Origin of the sequence: Idiomarina seosinensis, assembly GCF_003987275.1 — a bacterium.
In the GTDB taxonomy this organism is placed as follows: domain Bacteria; phylum Pseudomonadota; class Gammaproteobacteria; order Enterobacterales; family Alteromonadaceae; genus Idiomarina; species Idiomarina seosinensis.
In genome coordinates, this window is sequence record NZ_PIQF01000001.1 from 779,103 (window position 1) to 800,365 (window position 21,263).

Genomic DNA, 21,263 nt, shown 5'->3' on the forward strand with positions numbered 1-21,263 from the left:
ATAATAATAAGACTATTATATGGATAAAAAATCTCCGGCTTTTGCAACACGACTTGGGTTTATTCTTGCCGCCGCAGGCTCAGCAGTTGGCGTCGGTAATATTTGGGGTTTTCCCACACAGGCTGCCAGTAATGGCGGCGGCGCGTTTTTGCTGGTCTATCTAATTATGATTGCACTGCTGGCTTATCCAATGCTGGTCGCCGAAGTAACCATTGGACAGTTACGCCGGCAAAACCCCATAAAAGCTCTGCGCAACCTCTCTAGGCGATCCTATTGGCGTCGTTTTGGTGCTTTAAGCGGTATCGTCAGTCTTGTTGTTTTAAGTCTTATCCTTAGTTTTTATGCGATTGTTTCCGGCTGGTTGATCGCTTATATGCTGGCACCACTTATGCAGCTTCTCGGCCAGGTTCAAACTGCTGACTGGTTACTAACTTTTTCGACCGCGCGCAATTTGACGACTATGTTGTTTTTTATGTTGCTCACGGTTTATGTGGTTCGGTCGGGTGTTAATGATGGTATTGAGCGCTGGTCTCGCCGGCTAATGCCATTGTTGTTCGTATTGTTAATCGGTATGGCACTTTACATTTTGACCCTTGATGGTGCTTTGCAGGGGTTGAAAATGTACTTAATCCCGGATTTTTCAGCGATTACTGAACCAACACTTATCATTCGTGCGATGGGACAAGCGTTCTTCTCCTTGTCACTAGGCGTTTGTGTAATGATGACCTACGGTGCCTATTTATCGGATAAAGAAAACATTCCGAAAACGGCAGCCTGGGTCGCTGGAATTGACACATCGGTAGCGTTTTTAGCGGGCTTACTAATTTTACCGGCAATGTTTGTCGCGCAAAATAATGGCGTGGCTATTTATGGCGCCGATGGCTCCTTATTATCTGCTGATACGTTAGTTTTTGCCGTACTTCCAGCCATGTTTGATACACTGGGAAGCGCTGGTCCTTTTGTTGCTATCGGCTTTTTCTTATTAATGGTTATAGCGGCAATTACATCGTCTATATCGATGCTAGAAGCACCGGTTAATGCGCTGCGTGAAGAAGCAAATTGCGAGCGTAATGTCGGCGTTTGGATTATTGCGTTTGTGGTAACAGCCCTGTCGTCCATTATTATTTATAATTTTGAAAGCTTGTTTTCGCTGGTGATTACGATAAGCACTGTTTACATGCAGCCAATAATGGCGCTGGTGTTTGGGCTAATGCTGACTTGGGTTTTACGGCAAAATCATCTATTAAAAGCACTGCAAAAAGGTTCGCCAAATATCCAGAACTCGTGGTTCTGGAAAATTTGGCCCTGGTATGTGAAATTTGTTTGCCCAGTGTTGATCGTTTTAGTGATATGGCAGGGATAAACCCTGCCATTTAAATGACAAATAGGTTCATGAACTCATGCACAGGCAGTTGCTTTAAACGTTCCGGAGCTTGATAAAGCGCCATGATTTTTCCAACTTGCTGTGCCGGGAAGCGAGTTTCGAGGTTGCGTTTGAACTTCTGCTCAAGCACCTGAATACCCTCTTCGCGGCGACGTCTATGGCCAATCGGATATTCCACTTCGACTTTGTCAGTTTGGCTTCCGTCTTTAAAGAACACTTGTACCGCATTAGCAATCGAGCGTTTGTCCGCCTGATGATATTCTTCACTGTAGCGGGGCTCTTCAGATATGACCATTTTCTCGCGTAACTGATCAATTTCTGGATGATTGTGATGGAACTCATCTTCATAATGATCAGCCGTTAGCTCTCCCAACATTAAAGGAACTGCCACCATATACTGCAGACAATGGTCGCGGTCAGCGGGATTTGCCAGCTTACCTTCTTTGGAAATAATCCGAATTGCCGATTCATGAGTGGTTATTTCGACCCGTTCAATTTGCTCCAATTTACCTTTTACTTGCGGGTGTAACTCAACCGCCGCTTCACAGGCAGTTTGTGCGTGAAATTCCGCCGGAAATGACAGTTTAAACAAGATGTTTTCCATAACATAGCTGCCATAATCTCGTTCAAAACTAAATTGTCGCTGATCATCTGGCTTAATCTTTTGATCCTTATTCGTCTTACTGAATAGAACATCATAAAAACCCCATTGCGGAGCACTCAGTGCGCCTGGAATGCCCATTTCTCCGCGTATCGCAATATCAGCTAAACGAACGGCTCTAGAGGTTGCATCACCTGCAGCCCACGATTTACGAGAGCCGGCATTGGGTGCGTGCCTGTAGGTACGTAGGGATTGACCATCTACCCAGGCGTGCGATATAGCTGACATAATTTGCTCTCTGTTGCCACCCCAAAGCCACGTGGCAACTGCAGTAGACGCGACTTTTACCAGTACTACATGATCCAGCCCTACTCGATTAAAACTATTTTTAATCGCTAGATTACCCTGGATTTCATGGGCTTTAACCATTGCTTCCAATACAGTGTTCATCGTCAACGGTTCTAGCCCTTTCGCAACTCGTTGCTGTGAAATGTAATCGGTCAGCGCTAAAATCGCGCCCAGATTATCAGACGGATGTCCCCACTCAGCAGCTAACCAGGTGTCATTAAAATCTAACCAGCGGACAATACAGCCTATATCCCAAGCCGCTTTTACCGGATCCAGTATGCTCGAAGTACCAGGAACTCGTGACCCGTTCGGTACCGTGGTACCGGGCACTAACGAGCCAAGGTGTTTGGTACATTCAGGAAATCTCAGTGCTAATAACCCACAACCTATGGTATCAACTAGGCAATGTCTTGCGGTATCCCAAGCTTCTGCAGAATCAACGGTGTAATCCAATACATAATCGGCAATTGCTTGAATTTCCGGGTCATAATCGGGACGCTCGTTACGCTCAACCGTTGTACTCATAACTACCCTCCTGGTGGTGTTTTAATTACTCATAGCTACGCAATTACAGCTATTTTTGATCGGGAGAGATAAAAAAAACCCGGAACCAATCCAGATTGTTCCGGGTCTAGGGGAATGGCTCATGGGATGAGCCGTGCGCTAACTCGTTGTGTATTTTTTAGTCTAGCTAAGATTTGAAAAAATACTAAATTTTTTTCTCATTTTTTTAATTATTTGAGAGACGGGAAGTTTTTTGTCTCTACAAAAGTTATGCACAGCTTATACGGCAGTTATGCAGCTGTTTTGAACAGCTTGTAAAAGTTGGCAGTCGTTATCCTAGCTACCTCTTCCAGGCTCACTCCTTTAACGTCAGCAACACATTTAGCAACATCCACGACATATGCCGGCTGATTTTGTTTGCCGCGGTTGGGCACCGGAGCCAGCCAGGGACTATCAGTTTCTATCAACAAGTGCTCAAGCGGCAACGCCTTAATCACCTCACGCAATTCTTTGGCGTTATTAAAAGAAGCAATGCCCGAAATTGAAATATAAAAACCCAGTTCGTCAATTGCCCGCTTTGCCATTTCCAATGACTCTGTAAAGCAATGCAATACCCCGCCCGCTTGCTCCGCACGACCTTCTTTCAGCAGCCCTAAGGTGTCGGATCTAGCGTCACGAGTATGAATAATCAGGGGCTTATTGATCTCTTGTGCCACTTCAATATGCGCTGAAAAATTATCCTGTTGCAGCCGCTTGGTTTCCGGCTGATAAAAATAATCCAGGCCCGTTTCACCAATAGCCACCACTTGCCGTTGTGCGGCGAGCTGTCTTAGCTTACTAGCGACATCTGCGACGGGTGTCTGGCTATCATTAACGTATAGTGGGTGCACACCACAGGACACCGATACATCGTTAAAGTCGGCAACGGCGGAGCGCATTGGTTCAAAGTCCTCGAGCGTGACACAAACACACAGCATGTGCTGAACCTGCCGGGCCCGCGCATTTTCCACAATTTGTGGCAATTCTATGCCAATTTTTTTGGGATCAATCTTATCCAGATGACAATGAGAATCGACAAACATTCTAACTCCTAAGCCGGATTATTAGGCGACAATTTTACTGAGTAGTCTACCATAGTGTTGCTGTTTATCGTCAGTCAGGCTCTTAATTCGCTGTTCGATATCGCACTGGTGTTCATCAATAAAACTAACCCCAAGCCAAGCTTCTTGAGGATTTCTTGTTGGGTTGACAACGCACTGAACTTTAATCGATGTGAGTTGCACAAGACGTTGATCAGGAAGTGAAATGGACAATAATAAGCGACTATCTAATGCTGGTATTTCAGCTTCTCCTGTCCAGGGAATAACCAAAATCAGTTGTTCAAAACGGTTTAAAACACTTTCAGCAAGATCATTTGCGTCGCTAAAAACCAGTGTCTGGATTGCTTTCAAAGACATGAATCGCCCATTGTTGCCAATAAAAACTTAACAATAACGACAAGTTTAGGCCTTTGGAATACTGATACTTCTGACGTAACTGTCGGCTATCCGCAACAGCTTGATTGAGCATTTGCACAGACACTCTACGTTGCTGGTGCAATTGCCGATATTGTTCAGCGAGAGCGGGAAAATTATATGTTTGAGAAGCAATATGATGTTTTGATTTTGCCACATCCAGCAACAGTTTCTCGCTAATATTTAACCACTCGAGACCTTCTTCTTTCTTTTTCATAACAGGAGGTAGTGCCTCACCCATTAGCGTACGCAACAGGCTTGCTGCTTGTTCATCTTGCTCGGAGTTATTAGCTACGTCCGGTAAATTAAGGTTTATCCATTGCATGCGGCTGCGTAAAGTTGGCAGTAGATGCTCCGGTTGCTCAACAGCTAACAACCAGAACATTTCTTCCGGTGGCTCTTCCAATACTTTTAAGATTGCATTAGCCGCCTGTTCGGTTAATTTTTCTGCTGGTCTAATCACAACGACACGAGCGCCACCCTGGTTCGCTGTCTGGGTGAGTTTTTGTTGGATCTGTCGCATTTGATCAATACCAATACTACTGGCATCAGTGCCGTCTACCGGCCAGTAATCCGGGTGGTTACCGGCTTTAAATAACAGGCAGGATTTACATTGACCACAGGCACTATTGGTCGGTTTTGAACACAGTAAATAATTTGCCAGCGTCACCAAGAACTGTTCGCTGCCTCGGTCAGGTGCATGGCGCATGTAATAAGCGTGCGATAACCCCCGCTGCTTAGCGCTATTTACCATACGCATCCAGGGTTCGCGCAACCAAGGGAAACTCATTAGAACAAGTTCTCCTCTATAGCCCGGAGGATATCCTGATGCACACTTTGCATTGGCTGAGACGCATCAATGACCACAATACTGGGGTCGCTGGCGGCTATTTCCAGGTATCGTTTCCGAGTTCGTTCAAAAAAGGCAACATCCTCCTGCTCAATCCGATCCAGCTCACCTCGACCTTTTGCCCGTTCTAACCCAACTCTCGCATCAATATCCAAATACAGTGTTAAGTCTGGATTAAAGGTTCCGAGGGTTATCTTTTTTAAGTCGGCTAAGGTTTGCTGCCCTAACTGTCGTCCGGCTCCCTGGTATGCCTGTGATGAGAGATCATGACGATCTCCAATCACCCAGCGACCTTTAGCCAAAGTTGGCTTAATAACGTTATCGACCAGCTGCACCCGGCTAGCATACATTAGCAGCAGTTCCGTTTGTGCACTTAAATGCTCGTCCCATTGTCGTTTTACCAAATCACGCAAAGCTTCTGCTAACGGCGTTCCGCCAGGCTCGCGAACCGTTTCGGCTCGTATCCCCTTGGCTTGCAGATGGCTTACCACGCTGGCAATGGCAGAGCTTTTGCCAGCCCCCTCAAGACCCTCAATAACAACAAATTTACCGTTCATTCTGCTCCCTGAACTACTGATTACTTATTGGTTTAACTGATATTTCCTAACCGCTTTACGGTGTTCGTCCAATGTCTTCGAAAATACGTGGCTGCCTTTTTTGTCAGCCACGAAATAAAAATAATCGGAGTCAGCCGGACGTGCTGCAGCGCGTAAAGAGGCTTCTGACACCATCGCAATAGGAGTTGGCGGCAAGCCATCGATACGGTATGTGTTATAAGCCGTTTTCTCTCTTAAATGAGCACGCGTCAGGTTACCATCAAAGTTATTAATGCCGTATATGGTTGTCGGGTCTGATTGCAAACGCATACCGATATTAAGCCTATTAGCGAATACACTTGCGACTAAGTCCCGCTCTCCATCCAAACCGGTTTCTTTTTCAATAATTGAGGCAAGAATCAACAACTCGTAGGGGCTTGATACCGGACAATCGGGGCTACGTTGTTCCCAAACTTCCGACAACTTGCGCTGTAACGCCTGATGCGCCCGGGAGAGCAACTCGACGTCGCTAGTATACGCACTATAACTGTAGGTCTCTGGTAAAAAAAGCCCTTCTGCACTTGGGTAGCCGGAAACAAGATTAAGCTTATCAGACAATGAATGCACTGCTGTGGGCTCAAGTGTATTGGTTAAATAAGGTTGTTGCTGCAACTTTAATAGCCATTGTTGCAGTGTTTGACCTTCTATCAGAGTCACAGAAAACAATTTTTCATCACCGTTGGCCAGCACTCGCCAAAACTCAAACCAATTCTGCTTAGGGTCAATCTGGTAAACCCCGGCTTTTATTGTGTCTATTCCAATGATTAGCTGGCTCAGTCGGTAATCCAGTTGCGGATATGGACGCTGCAGTTGTTCACTTATTTTAGTTACGATGCCGCGCGCGCTGTCACCGCGCTCAATTTCCAGTAAGAAATCAGCAGACGATAGTTGGGCATCACCCTCTGCTAAGGGCGACTGCAAATAGTTTATTGCTAATGTATAAGCGACAATGGCAGCAACAACCAGAATGAGGAATAAAGAAACAAGTTTTTTCATTCAATTAAGGCATTTAATTGTAACGGCAATGAGGTGTTTAAAACCTTACCATTTAATCGTTTGATTGGCACGGCTCCCCGTAATGAATTACACACAAACACAGTTTCAGCGGCTTCGATATCGGCTATTGTGAATTCACTTTGCGTAACTGACCCTAACCATTGATTGGCTAAAATAACTTGTCGTGCAACACCATCGACGCCACACTTTTCAAGTTTTGGTGTAAACCACCCTTTATTTGTCTGCCAAAACAGATTGCCCTGACAGGCCTCGATAATGCTATTTTGTTGATCGAGCACCAAAAGGTCATCAACCTCTCGTTGTTGTCGTTCCGAGGCTAACAGTACCTGTTCTAATCTATTTAATGTCTTTAAACCAGCAAGTCGCGGTTGTTGGCCAAGTTGAATTTCTGCCGTGACAACATTCTGCAGCGACGTTTCTATCTTCGGCAGTGGCGACTTAACCAGATAAATACAAGGGTTAGCTGCGGCTGGAGCGGTATAACCCCGACCGCCGGTGCCACGGGTGACGATAATTTTTACAGCGCAACTCTCGTCGCCGACCACTGCCTGCTGAATATATTGCTCGACTTGATCTCTATCGAACGTTGGCAAAAGCAGTTGCTTATTGGCATGAGCTAGACGCTGAATATGGTATTCCCACCATAGTGGCTTACCCTGGTTAACCCTGACCGTAGTAAAATGGCCATCGCCAAATTGCAGACCGCGATCTAGGCCGTCCGCCTGTTGCTCACCGTTTGCCCAGTACTTTGTTGACATATATCGTTGACACAAAAAAGGCAGCCCAGTGGACCGCCTTTTAATTGCTGTTTCTCGTTTTGAGAAAAGCGTCGATTAGTCGTCAGAGTGCGAAGAAACGTAATCGATAGCCGATTGAACTGTTTTAATCTTCTCTGCTTCTTCGTCTGGAATTTCAGTTTCAAACTCTTCTTCCAGCGCCATAACTAATTCAACGGTGTCCAGTGAATCAGCACCCAGGTCGTTTTCAAAAGAAGCTTCTGGTTTCACTTCTTCTTCTTTAACGCCCAACTGCTCAACGATGATTTTTTTTACGCGTTCTTCGATGTTGCTCATGATAGTTAAATCCTTCAATAGTCGTCACGAGTGTGAAAATTGGCTGTAGTGTAGTGAACCCAGCCTCAATAATAAAGTAAAAATTGGTTAAAAGTGAAGAGGTCGTACCCCTGACTTTTTAATAACCCGTTAAAAAATACGCCGAATGGGCCTAAACCATCGCCATTCCACCGTTTACATGAATGGTCTCGCCGGTAATATAAGCAGCTCCGGGCGACGCTAAAAAGCTAACAGCAGCCGCCACTTCTTCTGGCTTACCAAGACGTTCCGCTGGAATACCATTAAAAATCGTCTGCTTTTGTTCATCAGTTAGCGACTTAGTCATATCTGTATCAATAAAGCCGGGGGCAACACAGTTAACGGTAATACCACGGCCAGCGACTTCTTTGGCCAGCGACTTACTAAAACCAACTAACCCAGCTTTTGCGGCGCAATAGTTAACCTGTCCTGGGTTGCCGGTGGTTCCAACGACCGAGCTAATATTAATAATGCGCCCCTGACGGCGTTTCATCATGCCACGTATCACTGTTTTACAGACCCGGAATACCGCCGATAAATTAGTATTTATAACAGCGTCCCATTCATCATCTTTCATACGCATCATTAGGTTATCGCGGGTAATTCCAGCGTTGTTAACCAGAATATCAATCGAGCCATGCGCTTTCTCAAGGTCTTTCAACGACGCTGCCATGGCTTCGCTATCATTCACATTAAGTGCCAGACCCTGCCCTTTATCGGCTAAATAGGCGGAAATTGATTGAGCGCCTTCCTCTGAGGTAGCTGTACCAACAACAAAGGCTCCTTGAGCAACAAGCGCTTCTGCTATAGCCCGGCCAATGCCACGGCTTGCACCTGTGACCAATGCAACTTTATCGGTTAGTGACTGCATAATGGTTCCTCTTTTTATAAACTGTTAAACGCCTCGACACTATTTAAGGCCGAGCAACTGAAGTTTTTAGTAATCCGCTTATTGAGTCCGGTCAAAACTTTCCCTGGACCTACTTCGTACGCTTTTTCAATGCCCATTTCAGCCAGTTTTTCAATCGTTTCAGTCCAGCGTACAGGATAATATAGCTGTCTTACTAAACCATCCTTAATAGCTTCTGGAGCATCGTTGGCACTGACATCCACATTATTTACAACTGCCACATTTGGTGACTTAAACGTTAACGAACCCAGCGCCGCTTTTAATTGTTCTGCGGCTGGTTTCATTAATTCACAATGTGAGGGTACGCTCACGGGTAGCGGCAATACTCGCTTCGCCCCAGCCTCTTTTAATGCCTCTGCAGCACGACCAACGGCCTCTTTATGTCCAGCGATGACCACTTGGCCAGGCGAGTTATAGTTAACCGGAGTTACCACTTCGCCTGCAGCTTGTTGCTGACAAACTTCGGCTATTTTATCATCATCCAGCCCAATGACCGCCGCCATAGCCCCTGCGCCTGGAGCAACAGCGTTCTGCATTGCCTCTGCACGTAATGCGACCAGTCTAACCGCGTCGCTAAACTCAATACAACCGGCACAAACCAGCGCTGAGTATTCACCAAGGCTATGCCCCGCCATTGCTGCCGGTTGCTGTAGACCTTTAGCTTGCGCTACGCGATACAGCGCAACACTTGCACTGAGTAGAGCCGGCTGAGTCTTGCGTGTATCATTTAATTCTGACTCAGGGCCGTTTTGTACCAATGCCCAAAGATCATACCCCAGTACCGAGCTAGCCTCTGCAAATGTCTCTTCAATTTGTGCAAAGTCTTTTGCTAGATCTGCCAACATCCCCACAGATTGTGAGCCTTGTCCTGGAAACAATAATGCAGTTTGTGTCATTTTATCCTCTTAATACTTAACCAGTGCCGAGCCCCAGGCAAAACCGCCGCCAAAGGCCTCCAGCAATAGTGTTTGTCCACGTTTTATCCGACCATCTTTCACCGCCCAGTCAAGAGCTATGGGTACAGAAGCCGCGGAAGTGTTACCTGTTTGGTCCAATGTAACAACCACTTGTTCCATCGGCATTTTTAATTTTTTTGCTGTTGCCTTAATGATGCGTAGATTTGCCTGGTGTGGAATCAACCAATCAAGTTGCTCTGCACTCATATTATTAGCGGCAAGAGTTTTCGTGACCAGATCACTCAATTTTGCTACCGCAACCCGGAATACTTCATTACCTTTCATATACATCCAGCTACTTTCGGGAGTACCTTCAGCCGTCAACCCACGGGCTGTGCGGATAGGTTGCTTAGCCCCAAGTAAGTGCCCATATTCTCCCGCGCTGTATAAGTGAGTCGATATAATACCCGCCTGATCGGTAGCTTCTATCACCACCGCACCAGCTCCATCACCAAATAGTACAATGGTGTTGCGATCATCCGGATCGCATAAGCGCGCCAGAACATCGGTACCGATTACCAAAATACGTTGATGCTGGCCACTACGGATAAATTGATCGGCAATGCTCAAGGCATAAATAAAGCCTGAACAGGCAGCACCGACATCGAACGCTGGAATCGAGCTGACACCTAACATTTCTTGAATTTCGCAGGCGGCACTTGGGAAAGCATGTTCTGCTGAAGTTGTGGCGACCACAATCATATCCACCGACGAAGCGGACAAATTGGCGGCTTTAAGTGCTTCTCGTGCTGCTTCGAAACCTAACGTAGCTGCGCTTTGCTGGTCATTAGCAATACGCCGCTCTTTAATACCGGTACGTTCTGTGATCCACTCGTCAGACGTATCGACACGTTGGGAAAGTTCAGTATTTGTAAGTCGTTGTTCCGGTAAGAAGTGACCGGTTCCAACGATTTTGGAATAGCTCATAGCAATGCTTACTGTTGTTCTAACAGGACCGACTCTACCCGATCTTTAATCCGTTCAGGTAGCTGCTCTTGTGCTTCGGTTATCGCTTGTCGAATAGCACTGGCAAATGCTTTTGCACTGGCGCTACCATGACTTTTAATAACCACACCACGCAATCCTATCAGACTTGCACCGTTATAGTGGTCGGGCTTCAATCGATCCCAGGACTTTTCAGTACGCTTTTGCAGAAAACGAAAGAACCAGCGATACATCCAGTGTGACATTAAGGCTGATTTAAGTTGTTCAAAAATGAGTGTAGCAAGTCCTTCGCAGCTTTTTAACGCAATATTGCCAACAAAACCATCGCAGACAATCACGTCCGCCTTACCGCTGAATAAGTGATTACCTTCTACAAAACCAGTGTAATTCACGTGCTCAGATTCGCTCAAACGACTAGCTGCATTTTTTACAACGTCGTTTCCTTTAATTTCTTCTTCGCCCATATTTAATAAAGCGACCCGAGGGCTGCGAATATGTTCGACAGTTTGTGCTGCAACACTTCCCATAACACCAAACTGAAACAGTGTTTCTGAATCACAGCTGGCATTAGCACCAAGATCGAGTAAATACGAACGGCCACCCTGTTGGTTGGGTAAAGCTGCCATTAGTGCTGGACGCAGCACGCCTGGTAATGTTTTTAACTGAAAGTAGGCTTTCGCCATCAGGGCGCCGGTATTACCACCACTGACCACAGCATCAGCTTCGCCTTTAGCAAGCAACTGCAGCGCAACACTCATGGAGGAATTTTGTTTAGCACGTAGAGCCTGACCTGGTTTATCGGTCATTTCCACGACTTGCTCGGCATGAACTACTTTAATTTGAGGATGTTTATCAATTTGATAATGCTGCAACAGCGGTTGCAATATGTCGTCTTGGCCGACGACCAAAAACTGGGGGGAGTCAGGGTGTTTTAAGCACTCTGTGATTGCCTCAATAACAATAGAGGGGCCGTTATCGCCCCCCATTGCATCAATCGCTAACTTAATTTCAGGCATAGCCTGATAATTAACTGTTAACGACCTTACGACCTTTGTAGTAACCATCAGCTGTTACATGGTGGCGACGATGAGTCTCACCAGAGGTAGAGTCAACCGACAGTGTAGGGCCGCTTATTGCATCGTGTGAACGACGCATGTCGCGTCTTGAACGACTTTTCTTACTTTTTTGAACAGCCATTTACGCTATCTCCTAGTTATTTACGCTTTAATTCTTGCAACACAGAAAACGGGTTGTCAGAAGACTCTTCCGAAGGTTCTTCTATTTCACCCCAGCTCATATTGTCGCGATCAATCCGGCAGTTTTTCGGTTCGTGTCTAGCAACCAAAGGCATCGCCAGAATTAATTCATCTTCGATTAATCCGTGCAGGTTAATTTCACCAAATTCATTAGCCTCGATTGCTTCGTAGCGCTCGGGCAATTCCTCTGCGTCCTGCTGAGAAGAAACAGGAGCATACGCAAAACGCGCAGTGATATCAACCGCAAAAGGTTCGTTACAGCGTTGACATGTTAACTTAACTGATGTTGATGCAACACCTGAGAAGTAACTCACACCCTGCTCGTCAATCCCAAATTCAACATCGACCTCAGGATCTTGCTCACTGACTTCTGCCAGGAACCCTTGAAAACGGCTTAATGTACTGGCCGGCACTACCCCATCAAATGTTTGCTTTTTATTCGCACTTTTAACGGGATCCGCCGTTACCGGAATTCTTACCTTTTGCATAGCGGGCGCAGTCTACCTTATCAATAGTATGTAAGCAAGCTAAATGTCGCTTGCCAGCGGGTTTATTCCGTGTTTTCGCAACATCTTTAATAGTTCAATACTGGGCAATCCGATCAACGTATTGGGATCATCACCCTGCAGCGATTTAAATAAGCTGATTCCCAGTCCTTCACTTTTAAAGCTACCGGCACAATCTAGCGGTTGTTCTAATTCTACATAACGTTCTAGCTCAGCACGAGTCAAATCATCTCGAAAAGTGACATAAAATGGAACACAAACGGTGTCGACCGATTCTTCCTCAGCATCATATAAAGCAAGCCCTGTATAAAAGGTTACTGTTTTTCCAACAAATTGCTGTAACTGAGAAACGGCATTTTCCTGAGTGTGCGGCTTTCCCAAAATTTGTTCTTCACAAACGGCGACCTGGTCCGATCCAATAATAAGTGCCGTTTGATAAGAGCTTTCTCGTTTCGCTACCGCTTTCGCTTTTTCTTCAGCAAGCCGCATCACTAGCTCAGTCGCTTTTTCTTGCGCTAACTGCGTTTCATCAATATCGGGCTTACATACGCTATAAGTTAAGTTTAAGGTATCTAGAATAGCGCGGCGATAAGGCGATGAAGAAGCTAGTACGAGATTTCTTTGCGACATAGTAATCCTTTTATTAAATCCGGAAGCTGGTGTAACTGTCGAATAACATGATCGGCACCGGCCTGGCGTAGTAAAGGCTCGTTATGAACACCAAAAGTAACACCAATAGCCTTAACGCCAGCAGCTTTCGCCATCCGCATATCATGAACTGAATCGCCGACCATCAGCGTTTGCTGCGGACTAAAGTCTAATTCTGACATTAGTTGGTAGAGCATTTCTGGATCGGGCTTTCCTTTCGTTTCGTCGGCACAGCGAGAACCGTGAAAAAGATCGGCTATTTCCAATTCAGCCCATACCCGATCCAGACCGCGTCGCGCTTTACCCGTTGCAACCGCTAAGTAATGCTGCTCTGTTCGTAACTTTTCTATAGTCACTAACGCGTCCCTAAACAACGGCGTTGGTGTGGTATTAAGCTCGATATACTCATCACGATACCGTTCTAAAAACAACTGATGTTGCGCAGCTGGTAAGGTACCAAATAGTTGTTCTATTGCGGGCTCTAGACTTAAACCAATAATATCTTTAACCGCGTTATCGCTCGGTACTTTAAGCTTTAAAAAACTGGCAGTGGCCTGCATTGATGACACTATCCGAGCTATCGAGTCCATCAGGGTGCCATCCCAGTCAAAAATAATAAGCTGCGGCGAGGTCATCGATTAAATCGCCTTAAGGTGAGTTAGCAGTTTTTCCAGTGACGCCTCTAAAGGCGCTTCAAAGAAGACTTCCTGTTCAGTCTTTGGGTGCATTAGTTTAAGCTTCCAGGCGTGCAAGAACAGGCGCTCTAAGCCCAACTTTTTGAGTTGTTGATCAAACTCTTCGTCGCCGTATTTTAGATCCCCAGCAATTGGATGCCCCGCGTGCAACGCGTGCACCCTAATCTGATGGGTCCGGCCGGTTACCGGCGAGGCTTCTACTAAGGTTGCTTGCTGGTAGCGCTGCTGAATTCTAAAACGTGTGTGTGATGGTTTCCCTTCAGCGTCGACTTTTACCATGCGTTCGCCTGACTGTAGCGTATTTTTCAACAACGGCGCCTCGATGTTCCGGCAAGTTTTCTGCCACTGACCACGGACTAACGCTAGATATTGTTTAGTCATGGTTTTTTCACGCAACTGCTGGTGCAATGCTTTTAACACTGAACGTTTTTTTGCCACCATTAATAGACCACTAGTATCACGGTCTAAACGATGCGCTAACTCCAGGTTTTTTTCGTCCGGGCGTAACGATCTTAGTGCCTCGATAACACCGAACCTTAACCCCGAACCACCATGCACAGCCAGTCCTGCGGGCTTATTCACCACAAGTAACGCATCATCTTCGTAAATTATTGCCGCTTCTAACGCCTGCACCTGTTCAAGTTTGGCCGACGGTAACTCCGGACGTTCGGAAATCTTAACCGGAGGAATACGAATTTCGTCACCAAGCTTTAATTTATAGTCTGGTTTAATCCGTTTTTTATTTGCCCGAACCTCACCTTTCCGAACAATACGGTAGACCAAAGATTTGGGGACGCCCTTAAGCCTGGCCATTAGGAAGTTATCAATCCTTTGCCCCTGCTCTTCGTCGCTTACCTGATGCAATGTCACTTTTGTTTGAATCATTTTCATGCCGTCATTTTATCACTAAGCCAGGCAACATGCAGCGAAATTGTTGCTTGTATTAGTTAGTGAAAATATGAAATAATGAAGTGTCAAAATATATCCTGTCTGGGACATGAAGGTATAAAGCGTGCTAAATAGATAGCCGCCCAGCGGGAACAGAGACAGAAAAAAATTTATGTTCGCGCAATTGAAAGCATTTTGCACCCTCTCCACGTCGGTATACGGTATGAGTTTGTTTTTAACGATGAACGACTTGACCACCGAGATGTCGAATGCACGGAGTTAGTAAGCCAAAGCAAAATGTTATTTTCAGTTGCTGATTATGGTTAATCGCGACAGTATGACACGTAACAACTAGCCTAGCCGCTTTGTTATACGCACAGTCAAACCAATTTTTGTTACACGTTCAATAACGGGTAACGCAGACGCTGATTGTAAAAATCGCGGGCTGCAGACAACAATTTAACGATAGTGCAATAGCGCTGCTGAACAGCGTGTCATGCTGTGGCCTAATAAAAATTGAGTCACAGTAATGAAAAGAATGCTAATTAATGCCACGCAATTAGAAGAATTGCGTGTCGCTCTGGTCGACGGCCAGCGGTTATACGACCTGGACATAGAGAGCCCGGGACACGAACAGAAAAAAGCAAATATTTACAAAGGAAAAATCACTCGAATTGAACCCAGCTTAGAAGCTGCCTTTGTTGACTATGGCGCTGACCGCCATGGATTCCTGCCTCTCAAAGAAATCGCGAAAACTTATTTCCCCGAAGGTTATACCTTTAAAGGCCGTCCTAATATCAAGGACGTGGTTTCTGAAGGCCAGGAAGTTATTGTTCAAATAGATAAAGAAGAACGCGGTCAAAAAGGCGCTGCGCTAACTACCTTTATCTCATTAGCAGGCAGCTATCTGGTGCTAATGCCAAACAACCCTCGCGCTGGCGGCATATCACGTCGCATCGAAGGGGATGAGCGTTCTGCGCTAAAAGAAGCATTAAGTGACTTGAATGTACCGAAGGAGATGGGCCTTATAGTCCGTACTGCCGGTGTAGGTAAGTCGAAAGAAGAGTTAGAGTGGGACCTCAATGTTCTATTACATCACTGGACAGCTATCAGCGAAGCCGCCAGTGGCCGCCCTGCTCCGTTTCTGATTCATCAGGAAAGCAACGTTATTTTCCGCGCTCTACGCGACTACTTGCGCCGCGACATTGGTGAAGTGTTAATCGATAGTAAGAAAGTCTATGAGCAGGTACGCACGCACATTCAGCAAATTCGCCCGGACTTTCTAAATCGCGTTAAGTTGTACGATGGCGACGTTCCATTATTCAGCCACTACCAAATTGAAAGTCAGATTGAGTCAGCCTTCCAACGTGAAGTTAGACTCCCGTCTGGCGGTTCTATCGTTATTGATCCGACTGAAGCTCTGACCTCTATCGATATTAACTCTTCACGCGCTACCAAAGGTGGCGACATAGAAGAGACGGCGCTGCAAACCAACCTTGAGGCGGCGGAAGAGATTGCCCGTCAGCTTCGCTTACGAGATCTTGGTGGATTGGTTGTTATTGATTTTATCGATATGACACCGGCACGTCACCAACGTGACGTAGAAAACCGCTTACGCGATAGCCTTGCGCATGATCGGGCGCGTATACAAGTTGCTCGTATTTCGCGGTTTGGTTTGCTGGAAATGTCACGCCAGCGTTTACGCCCCTCTCTTGGCGAGTCAGCAAACAGTGTTTGCCCTCGTTGCGACGGTCAGGGAACCATTCGCTCTAGTGAGTCTTTAGCTCTGTCGATAATGCGTTTAATCGAAGAAGAGGCTATTAAAGATAATACGGTTCAGGTTCAGGCCCAGGTGCCCGTTCCGGTAGCTACCTATTTGCTTAATGAAAAACGCTCAGCCGTTAATAAAATCGAAGAACGCCATAATGTGAAAGCGGTGATTATTCCAAATCACCACCTGGACACGCCACATTTTGAAGTTATCCGTATCCGTGATGATGAAGTTCCTGAAGCGGCAAGTTTCCAATTAGTGCAAAAGCAAGAAAAAGACGAAAGCGTAGCTATTACGTTAACCAAAGATCGCCAGCAAATCGAGGAGCCTGCCTTAAAAGGTTTACAAGCTCCAACCACACCGCCACCGGCAGTGGCTGCAACTACAGCGGCTCCGACTGTTAAAAAAGCGGGACCGTCATTGCTTAGCCGACTCGGCAAGTGGTTCTCTGAGCTGTTTGCCAGCGATAGTGAAGAAAAAGAATCTACAGCTGAACAGCAGCGGCGCCAACGCGCTAACAACCGTCGCTCAGGTAATAATCAGCAACGCCGTGGGCGCAATAATCGTGGCAGTAATACTCGCAACCGCAACCGTAATACCGATAATCGCAAACCGAAAGCTGAGGAAACCGAAGCTCCGGCTCAGCAACAAGATGGTGCTGACAATAAACGACAAGATGAACGTCAAGATAACCGTTCGTCCAACAACCGTCGTAATAATCGCCGGGGCCGGGGCCGTAATCGTTCACAAGGTCGGAAGCAAGAGACTGAGCAAACAGCCCAGACTGAAACAGCAACAGATAATGTACAAAACGAGTCTGTTACTAAAGAGAAATCAGCAGAGACCACTCAGCAAGCACCGAAGAAACGTCGTCAGCAGAAGCCGCTGGAACGTTCAGTGCGGGTGAAGGCCGACGCGTCGGCCGCTACCGATGAACAGCCTAAGCCTGAAACCAAGGCTCCAGAGCAAACGCAAAAGACTGAGCAATCGGAAGAGCAGACTCAACGTCAGCCAAGCCAGCAAAAATTAGCGTCAAAAGTTCGCGACCCTCGCCTTCAGGCTGCTGCCGAAATTGTACAAGCGGAACAGCAACAAGAGTCGGTATCGGAATCCGAGGCCGCGGTAACACCTGAGCCAACGCCAGAACCTAAACCAGAACCTAAACCAGAGCCTAAACCAGAGCCTAAACCAGAATCTAAGCCAGAGTCTGGCGAAGTGGTACCGCCGAAGCCTGAAACTAAGACAGAAGCAGCATCCGAAGTCCCAGCTGAATCTGAGCCAGAGCCAGTAGCAGAAGCGCCGACTAAGGCTGGTGCTGAACCTGAACCTGAGCCTAAGCCTAAGCCCGAAGCGGCTGCAGAAACTTCAGCTGAGCCTGAGGCAGAACCAAAGCAGGAGCGTAATCGTTCTCGTCGGTCACCGCGTCACTTGCGAGCAGCAGGTCAAAAGCGCAAGCGTGATAAGCAGGAAAACAGCAAACTAGCTCATAATAGTCAGCCTATCTACCCTGCTAACGCGCATCATAAAGCTTTTTCAGAGATGACTAAAGCGACAGCGGTAGATCGTCAAAGCGAGTTTTCACCCTTCCCGGTAGCAACTGCCACTGCGCGTATTGCCTTTACTAAAGATGAACGTGTAGCGTCCATTAACTCTTCAACTTCGCAGGCAAATGCCGATATGGCAAAATGTTCGTAGTTGATAGTCGATAATAACGACTTTAAAGCCCCAACCCATTTAATGGTTGGGGCTTTTTTTATTGGAAGGCAATTAATCAAGTCGAATTAAAGATTGGTTTTTTTCTAATGTTTTTAAGCCGATCCCTTTTACATCAAGCAACTGTTCAAATTCAGTAAATCCGCCTAACTGCTCACGCAAAGCTATAATTTGTTCAGCCCGTTTCCCACCAACTCCAATCATCACAGCAGCCAGCTGTTGTGCCGTAGCCGTATTGATATTAAGCAGTGGAGCCGCTTGCTCGGTCGTCTGGCCTTGCTGCAGAATAGGTAAAGGAGCCGCCATTGAGTTGTTCAGGTTTAACGGTGACGCTGACACTGACATAGCACCAACTAGCAGTGTACCAGTTGATAGTGCAAGAAATGTTTTCCGTAACATAGTAGATATCCTTTTATCTCACTGCACAATGCAGCATACCTACTATAGTGAAGGGGAACGAAAGTGCCAGCAACAAACCGCAAAAGCAGAGATTGATTACTGGCTTATAAGAATTAATCGTTGTCCAGTTCAGCTAATAACTGTAAAACCGTCTGATGTGGATTGTCTGACTGTGTTATTGGGCGACCAATAACCATGTAGTCCACTCCCCTGTCGACCGCTTCTGACGGCGTTAAGGTACGCTTCTGATCATCACGCTGAGCATCTGCCGGTCGTATACCTGGTGTTACTAACTTAAACTCATTACCAAACCGTTGATGCAGCATTTCTGCTTCCTGCGCTGAGCAAACTACGCCATCCAGACCCGCTTGTTCGGCCAGTTGCGCAAGCTTTAAAACTTGCTGCTCAACGGAACGATCAATACCAATACCCTGAAGATCTGTTTCATCCATAGAGGTTAATACAGTAACCGCTATTAATAGCGGTGGCTTTTCAACATCCGCTAATGCTTGTTTGGCTGCCTGCATCATTTTTAAGCCGCCACTGGCATGCACATTAATAATATCTACGTTCAATCGTGCGGCAGCAGCTACTGCTTTAGCCACCGTATTCGGTATGTCATGGAACTTTAAATCAAGAAATACTGAGAAACCGCGCTCCACCTGTTCAGCAACCCAGTCGGGCCCTTCTGTGGTAAACAACTCTTTGCCAACTTTTAAGCCGACTCGCTGCGGATCAAGCTGCGATACCATGGCGTCTGCCTGAATTCTATTATGATAATCAAGTGCCACATAAATTCGGGGAAGTTTCATAACGCTATTCACCATCTAGTCCTATGATAGGTTTTGTTGTGCTCCAGCTCTTACAACTTGGACATTGCCAGTACAGCGTATGCCCCGCAAAGCCGCAGTGCCGACAACTGTATTTAGGTCGTTGACTGATATGTTCAGCGACCATTGTTTGCAAAACTTTTAAACTTTCCCGGGCATTGCCAACATCCGCGGCTCTAATATGAAAGTCCATTAACTGATGAAAGCCGCGCATCGTCGGGTGTGTTTCCATACTGGTCCGGATAAATCGCTCTGCCGCCTCGCCGCCCTGCGTTTGAAAAATATACTCCGATAACGCAATCGTGGCGCTGGTACCTGCATCTTGTTCTACACAGTGCTGCAAAAACTCAATATAGGGCAACATATCGCCCTGCTCTCTATAACACTGCTCAAGCGGCTTCAATACTTCACAGACAAAGCTTTTATCCTGTTGTAGGACTTTTTCGTAGTAATTATTCGCTACTCTACGCTGTCCCTGGCGGGAATATAACTGACCCAGCGAGATACTGGCTCTGACACAGCGTGGGTCATGCTTGAGTGCTTTTTTGTAATGTTTAATCGCCGATTCAACGTGCTGTTCGTTATCTGCTAGCTCGCAGAACAGCTGCGCTACAACAGCTTCAACACTGCGATCGTCCTTAGTTAGCCTAAGAGCAACTTTTATCGCTTTATCCCATTCATGGGTAGCCTGAAATAGCTCAAGTAAATTTTTGCGACTTTTCTCGCGAAACACCTTATGCTGCTGGAGTCCTGAAAACATTTGTTCAGCACGGTCATAAATACCAGCGGCGAGATAATCTTTGCCCAATTCATACATCGCAGTCAAACGGTCATTTTCCGCAATATTGGGACGCGAAGTAAGATTTTGATGAATTTTTATGGCCCGCTCAACTTCACCACGACGACGAAATAACTTGCCTAGAGTCCAATGAGTTTCCAACGTATCGCTGTCCACGTCTAACAACTCAACAAATAAATCTACCGCTTTATCAGGTTGATCAGAGAGAAGTAGGTTTAAACCCGTCGCATACTGTTTAGAGAAACGTTGTTGTTCTTTACGTTCTTCACTGCGCACGCTGTTTCTGCCCATGAACCATCCATAGGCGGCGGCAACAGGCAGTAATAAAAACAGCAGCTCAAGCATTTAACGTTGATCCTGATGATGCTCTATAGTATTCGATGCTGACCGGCTTGCATGGAACTTTTTAAGCAAGCGGCGATAACGCAGCTTCCATTTAAGCAGCGATAGGATATAAAACGCGAGTGCGATTATAAATCCAAGGCCTAAGAATATGCCGGCGACGGCTGCTACCGACAGCTCACTTTCTAAAATCAGAAAGTTAACGGTAACCAAGGTTGCGTTTTGCGCACCAAAAGCGAGCGCGATAAAAAATATCAATAAAACCGGAATGATAAACAGTAGTTTTTTTAACATGCGTGTCCTTACCTGCGCTTATCGAGTATTGGTGCAGCCATAAAAAAACGGCATGCCATTATAGCATGCCGTTTTTATCAATCGAGCGCAAAGATCACGTTAAATTATCTACTCGTTCTCTTAACTCTTTACCAGCTTTAAAGTGAGGAACATACTTACCATTCAGCTCCACCCTCTCACCGGTCTTTGGATTTCGTCCAACGCGAGGTGCTCGATAGTGCAGAGAAAAGCTGCCAAAGCCACGAATCTCAATCCGTTTACCATGGGCAAGGTTTTGGACCATTTGCTCAAGGATATCTTTAACAGCAGACTCAACGACCGCAGGAGATAAGTCTTGATACCTCAGTGCTAATCGTTCAATTAACTCCGATTTCGTCATTCCTACTCCTCCCGGTCGTTGGGTGTT

The 21,263-nt window shown here is 46.2% G+C and carries 24 protein-coding genes; 2 read left to right on the plus strand and 22 right to left on the minus strand.

The genetic code is table 11. The features are described 5' to 3' along the window. Positions 1-19 precede the first annotated feature (19 nt). On the plus strand, positions 20-1,363 hold the full coding sequence (locus tag CWI81_RS03760) for a sodium-dependent transporter (RefSeq protein WP_126783880.1): 1,344 nt from the start codon (positions 20-22) through the stop codon (positions 1,361-1,363). 10 nt (positions 1,364-1,373) lie between these two features. Here CWI81_RS03760 and CWI81_RS03765 read toward each other — a convergent pair whose 3' ends face one another. The 17 genes from CWI81_RS03765 to rluC form a co-directional block, all read right to left on the minus strand. Continuing rightward, entirely contained in the window at positions 1,374-2,858 is a 1,485-nt protein-coding gene (locus CWI81_RS03765; protein WP_126783881.1) for a bifunctional 2-methylcitrate dehydratase/aconitate hydratase, read from the minus strand. A 269-nt stretch (positions 2,859-3,127) separates the two neighbouring features. Continuing rightward, positions 3,128-3,919 carry a TatD family hydrolase gene (locus CWI81_RS03770; RefSeq protein ID WP_126783882.1) on the minus strand — a complete coding sequence of 264 codons (792 nt, stop codon included), beginning with the start codon at positions 3,917-3,919 and terminating at the stop codon, positions 3,128-3,130. Positions 3,920-3,940: 21 nt separating this feature from the next. Continuing rightward, entirely contained in the window at positions 3,941-4,294 is a 354-nt protein-coding gene (locus tag CWI81_RS03775) for a hypothetical protein (protein WP_126783883.1), read from the minus strand. Beyond that, entirely contained in the window at positions 4,260-5,141 is an 882-nt protein-coding gene (locus CWI81_RS03780) for a DNA polymerase III subunit delta' (RefSeq protein ID WP_126783884.1), read from the minus strand. The genes CWI81_RS03775 and CWI81_RS03780 overlap by 35 nt, the downstream gene beginning before the upstream one ends. Then, positions 5,141-5,758, minus strand: coding sequence for a dTMP kinase (gene tmk, locus CWI81_RS03785; protein ID WP_126783885.1), 618 nt, complete (start codon positions 5,756-5,758; stop codon positions 5,141-5,143). Before tmk ends, CWI81_RS03780 begins: the two co-directional genes overlap by 1 nt. Positions 5,759-5,782: 24 nt before the next feature. Further along, a complete protein-coding gene (mltG, locus tag CWI81_RS03790) occupies positions 5,783-6,793 on the minus strand; it encodes an endolytic transglycosylase MltG (protein ID WP_126783886.1) in 1,011 nt (336 codons plus the stop codon). Further along, positions 6,790-7,572, minus strand: a complete 783-nt coding sequence (pabC, locus tag CWI81_RS03795; protein ID WP_126783887.1) for an aminodeoxychorismate lyase — start codon at positions 7,570-7,572, stop codon at positions 6,790-6,792. Before pabC ends, mltG begins: the two co-directional genes overlap by 4 nt. 75 nt (positions 7,573-7,647) lie before the next feature. Next, on the minus strand, positions 7,648-7,887 hold the full coding sequence (acpP, locus tag CWI81_RS03800; protein WP_126783888.1) for an acyl carrier protein: 240 nt from the start codon (positions 7,885-7,887) through the stop codon (positions 7,648-7,650). 151 nt (positions 7,888-8,038) lie between these two features. Next, positions 8,039-8,776 (minus strand): 3-oxoacyl-ACP reductase FabG, encoded by a 738-nt coding sequence (gene fabG, locus CWI81_RS03805; protein WP_126783889.1) that lies wholly within the window; start codon positions 8,774-8,776, stop codon positions 8,039-8,041. Between the two features lie 14 nt (positions 8,777-8,790). Continuing rightward, positions 8,791-9,711 (minus strand): ACP S-malonyltransferase, encoded by a 921-nt coding sequence (gene fabD / locus CWI81_RS03810; RefSeq protein ID WP_126783890.1) that lies wholly within the window; start codon positions 9,709-9,711, stop codon positions 8,791-8,793. A 9-nt stretch (positions 9,712-9,720) separates the two neighbouring features. Next, a complete protein-coding gene (locus tag CWI81_RS03815; protein ID WP_126783891.1) occupies positions 9,721-10,698 on the minus strand; it encodes a beta-ketoacyl-ACP synthase III in 978 nt (325 codons plus the stop codon). An 8-nt stretch (positions 10,699-10,706) separates the two neighbouring features. After that, complete coding sequence (gene plsX / locus CWI81_RS03820) at positions 10,707-11,732, minus strand: phosphate acyltransferase PlsX (RefSeq protein WP_126783892.1); 1,026 nt, start codon at positions 11,730-11,732, stop codon at positions 10,707-10,709. A 10-nt stretch (positions 11,733-11,742) separates the two neighbouring features. Then, a complete protein-coding gene (rpmF, locus tag CWI81_RS03825) occupies positions 11,743-11,913 on the minus strand; it encodes a 50S ribosomal protein L32 (protein WP_126783893.1) in 171 nt (56 codons plus the stop codon). Between the two features lie 16 nt (positions 11,914-11,929). Next, positions 11,930-12,460, minus strand: a complete 531-nt coding sequence (gene yceD / locus CWI81_RS03830; protein WP_126783894.1) for a 23S rRNA accumulation protein YceD — start codon at positions 12,458-12,460, stop codon at positions 11,930-11,932. Positions 12,461-12,499: 39 nt separating this feature from the next. Continuing rightward, a complete protein-coding gene (locus CWI81_RS03835) occupies positions 12,500-13,108 on the minus strand; it encodes a Maf family protein (protein WP_126783895.1) in 609 nt (202 codons plus the stop codon). Further along, positions 13,084-13,761 (minus strand): HAD-IA family hydrolase, encoded by a 678-nt coding sequence (locus tag CWI81_RS03840; protein WP_126783896.1) that lies wholly within the window; start codon positions 13,759-13,761, stop codon positions 13,084-13,086. Before CWI81_RS03840 ends, CWI81_RS03835 begins: the two co-directional genes overlap by 25 nt. A 3-nt stretch (positions 13,762-13,764) precedes the next feature. Then, positions 13,765-14,712: a 23S rRNA pseudouridine(955/2504/2580) synthase RluC gene (gene rluC, locus CWI81_RS03845; RefSeq protein ID WP_126783897.1), complete on the minus strand. Its 948-nt coding sequence runs from the start codon at positions 14,710-14,712 to the stop codon at positions 13,765-13,767. 526 nt (positions 14,713-15,238) lie between these two features. On the opposite strand from rluC, the gene rne reads away from it, so the two are divergent. Continuing rightward, positions 15,239-18,175 (plus strand): ribonuclease E, encoded by a 2,937-nt coding sequence (rne, locus tag CWI81_RS03850; RefSeq protein WP_126783898.1) that lies wholly within the window; start codon positions 15,239-15,241, stop codon positions 18,173-18,175. A 72-nt stretch (positions 18,176-18,247) separates the two neighbouring features. Here rne and CWI81_RS03855 read toward each other — a convergent pair whose 3' ends face one another. From CWI81_RS03855 to CWI81_RS03875, 5 genes are all read right to left on the minus strand, one after another. Next, positions 18,248-18,592, minus strand: a complete 345-nt coding sequence (locus CWI81_RS03855) for a ComEA family DNA-binding protein (RefSeq protein ID WP_241970335.1) — start codon at positions 18,590-18,592, stop codon at positions 18,248-18,250. Positions 18,593-18,705: 113 nt separating this feature from the next. Beyond that, positions 18,706-19,404 (minus strand): orotidine-5'-phosphate decarboxylase, encoded by a 699-nt coding sequence (pyrF, locus tag CWI81_RS03860; RefSeq protein ID WP_126783899.1) that lies wholly within the window; start codon positions 19,402-19,404, stop codon positions 18,706-18,708. Between the two features lie 4 nt (positions 19,405-19,408). Continuing rightward, on the minus strand, positions 19,409-20,566 hold the full coding sequence (gene lapB / locus CWI81_RS03865) for a lipopolysaccharide assembly protein LapB (protein ID WP_126783900.1): 1,158 nt from the start codon (positions 20,564-20,566) through the stop codon (positions 19,409-19,411). After that, entirely contained in the window at positions 20,567-20,857 is a 291-nt protein-coding gene (locus CWI81_RS03870) for a lipopolysaccharide assembly protein LapA domain-containing protein (RefSeq protein ID WP_126783901.1), read from the minus strand. A 94-nt stretch (positions 20,858-20,951) separates the two neighbouring features. Then, positions 20,952-21,236 carry an integration host factor subunit beta gene (locus CWI81_RS03875; protein WP_126783902.1) on the minus strand — a complete coding sequence of 95 codons (285 nt, stop codon included), beginning with the start codon at positions 21,234-21,236 and terminating at the stop codon, positions 20,952-20,954. Positions 21,237-21,263: the final 27 nt, after the last annotated feature.

Bases quoted from the DNA above. Each gene is read 5' to 3' on its own strand.
- CWI81_RS03760 (WP_126783880.1), top strand. From the start codon at position 20: ATGGATAAAAAATCTCCGGCTTTTGCAACACGACTTGGGTTTATTCTT.
- CWI81_RS03765 (WP_126783881.1), bottom strand. From the start codon at position 2,858: ATGAGTACAACGGTTGAGCGTAACGAGCGTCCCGATTATGACCCGGAA.
- CWI81_RS03770 (WP_126783882.1), bottom strand. From the start codon at position 3,919: ATGTTTGTCGATTCTCATTGTCATCTGGATAAGATTGATCCCAAAAAA.
- CWI81_RS03775 (WP_126783883.1), bottom strand. From the start codon at position 4,294: ATGTCTTTGAAAGCAATCCAGACACTGGTTTTTAGCGACGCAAATGAT.
- CWI81_RS03780 (WP_126783884.1), bottom strand. From the start codon at position 5,141: ATGAGTTTCCCTTGGTTGCGCGAACCCTGGATGCGTATGGTAAATAGC.
- tmk (WP_126783885.1), bottom strand. From the start codon at position 5,758: ATGAACGGTAAATTTGTTGTTATTGAGGGTCTTGAGGGGGCTGGCAAA.
- mltG (WP_126783886.1), bottom strand. From the start codon at position 6,793: ATGAAAAAACTTGTTTCTTTATTCCTCATTCTGGTTGTTGCTGCCATT.
- pabC (WP_126783887.1), bottom strand. From the start codon at position 7,572: ATGTCAACAAAGTACTGGGCAAACGGTGAGCAACAGGCGGACGGCCTA.
- acpP (WP_126783888.1), bottom strand. From the start codon at position 7,887: ATGAGCAACATCGAAGAACGCGTAAAAAAAATCATCGTTGAGCAGTTG.
- fabG (WP_126783889.1), bottom strand. From the start codon at position 8,776: ATGCAGTCACTAACCGATAAAGTTGCATTGGTCACAGGTGCAAGCCGT.
- fabD (WP_126783890.1), bottom strand. From the start codon at position 9,711: ATGACACAAACTGCATTATTGTTTCCAGGACAAGGCTCACAATCTGTG.
- CWI81_RS03815 (WP_126783891.1), bottom strand. From the start codon at position 10,698: ATGAGCTATTCCAAAATCGTTGGAACCGGTCACTTCTTACCGGAACAA.
- plsX (WP_126783892.1), bottom strand. From the start codon at position 11,732: ATGCCTGAAATTAAGTTAGCGATTGATGCAATGGGGGGCGATAACGGC.
- rpmF (WP_126783893.1), bottom strand. From the start codon at position 11,913: ATGGCTGTTCAAAAAAGTAAGAAAAGTCGTTCAAGACGCGACATGCGT.
- yceD (WP_126783894.1), bottom strand. From the start codon at position 12,460: ATGCAAAAGGTAAGAATTCCGGTAACGGCGGATCCCGTTAAAAGTGCG.
- CWI81_RS03835 (WP_126783895.1), bottom strand. From the start codon at position 13,108: ATGTCGCAAAGAAATCTCGTACTAGCTTCTTCATCGCCTTATCGCCGC.
- CWI81_RS03840 (WP_126783896.1), bottom strand. From the start codon at position 13,761: ATGACCTCGCCGCAGCTTATTATTTTTGACTGGGATGGCACCCTGATG.
- rluC (WP_126783897.1), bottom strand. From the start codon at position 14,712: ATGAAAATGATTCAAACAAAAGTGACATTGCATCAGGTAAGCGACGAA.
- rne (WP_126783898.1), top strand. From the start codon at position 15,239: ATGAAAAGAATGCTAATTAATGCCACGCAATTAGAAGAATTGCGTGTC.
- CWI81_RS03855 (WP_241970335.1), bottom strand. From the start codon at position 18,592: ATGTTACGGAAAACATTTCTTGCACTATCAACTGGTACACTGCTAGTT.
- pyrF (WP_126783899.1), bottom strand. From the start codon at position 19,404: ATGAAACTTCCCCGAATTTATGTGGCACTTGATTATCATAATAGAATT.
- lapB (WP_126783900.1), bottom strand. From the start codon at position 20,566: ATGCTTGAGCTGCTGTTTTTATTACTGCCTGTTGCCGCCGCCTATGGA.
- CWI81_RS03870 (WP_126783901.1), bottom strand. From the start codon at position 20,857: ATGTTAAAAAAACTACTGTTTATCATTCCGGTTTTATTGATATTTTTT.
- CWI81_RS03875 (WP_126783902.1), bottom strand. From the start codon at position 21,236: ATGACGAAATCGGAGTTAATTGAACGATTAGCACTGAGGTATCAAGAC.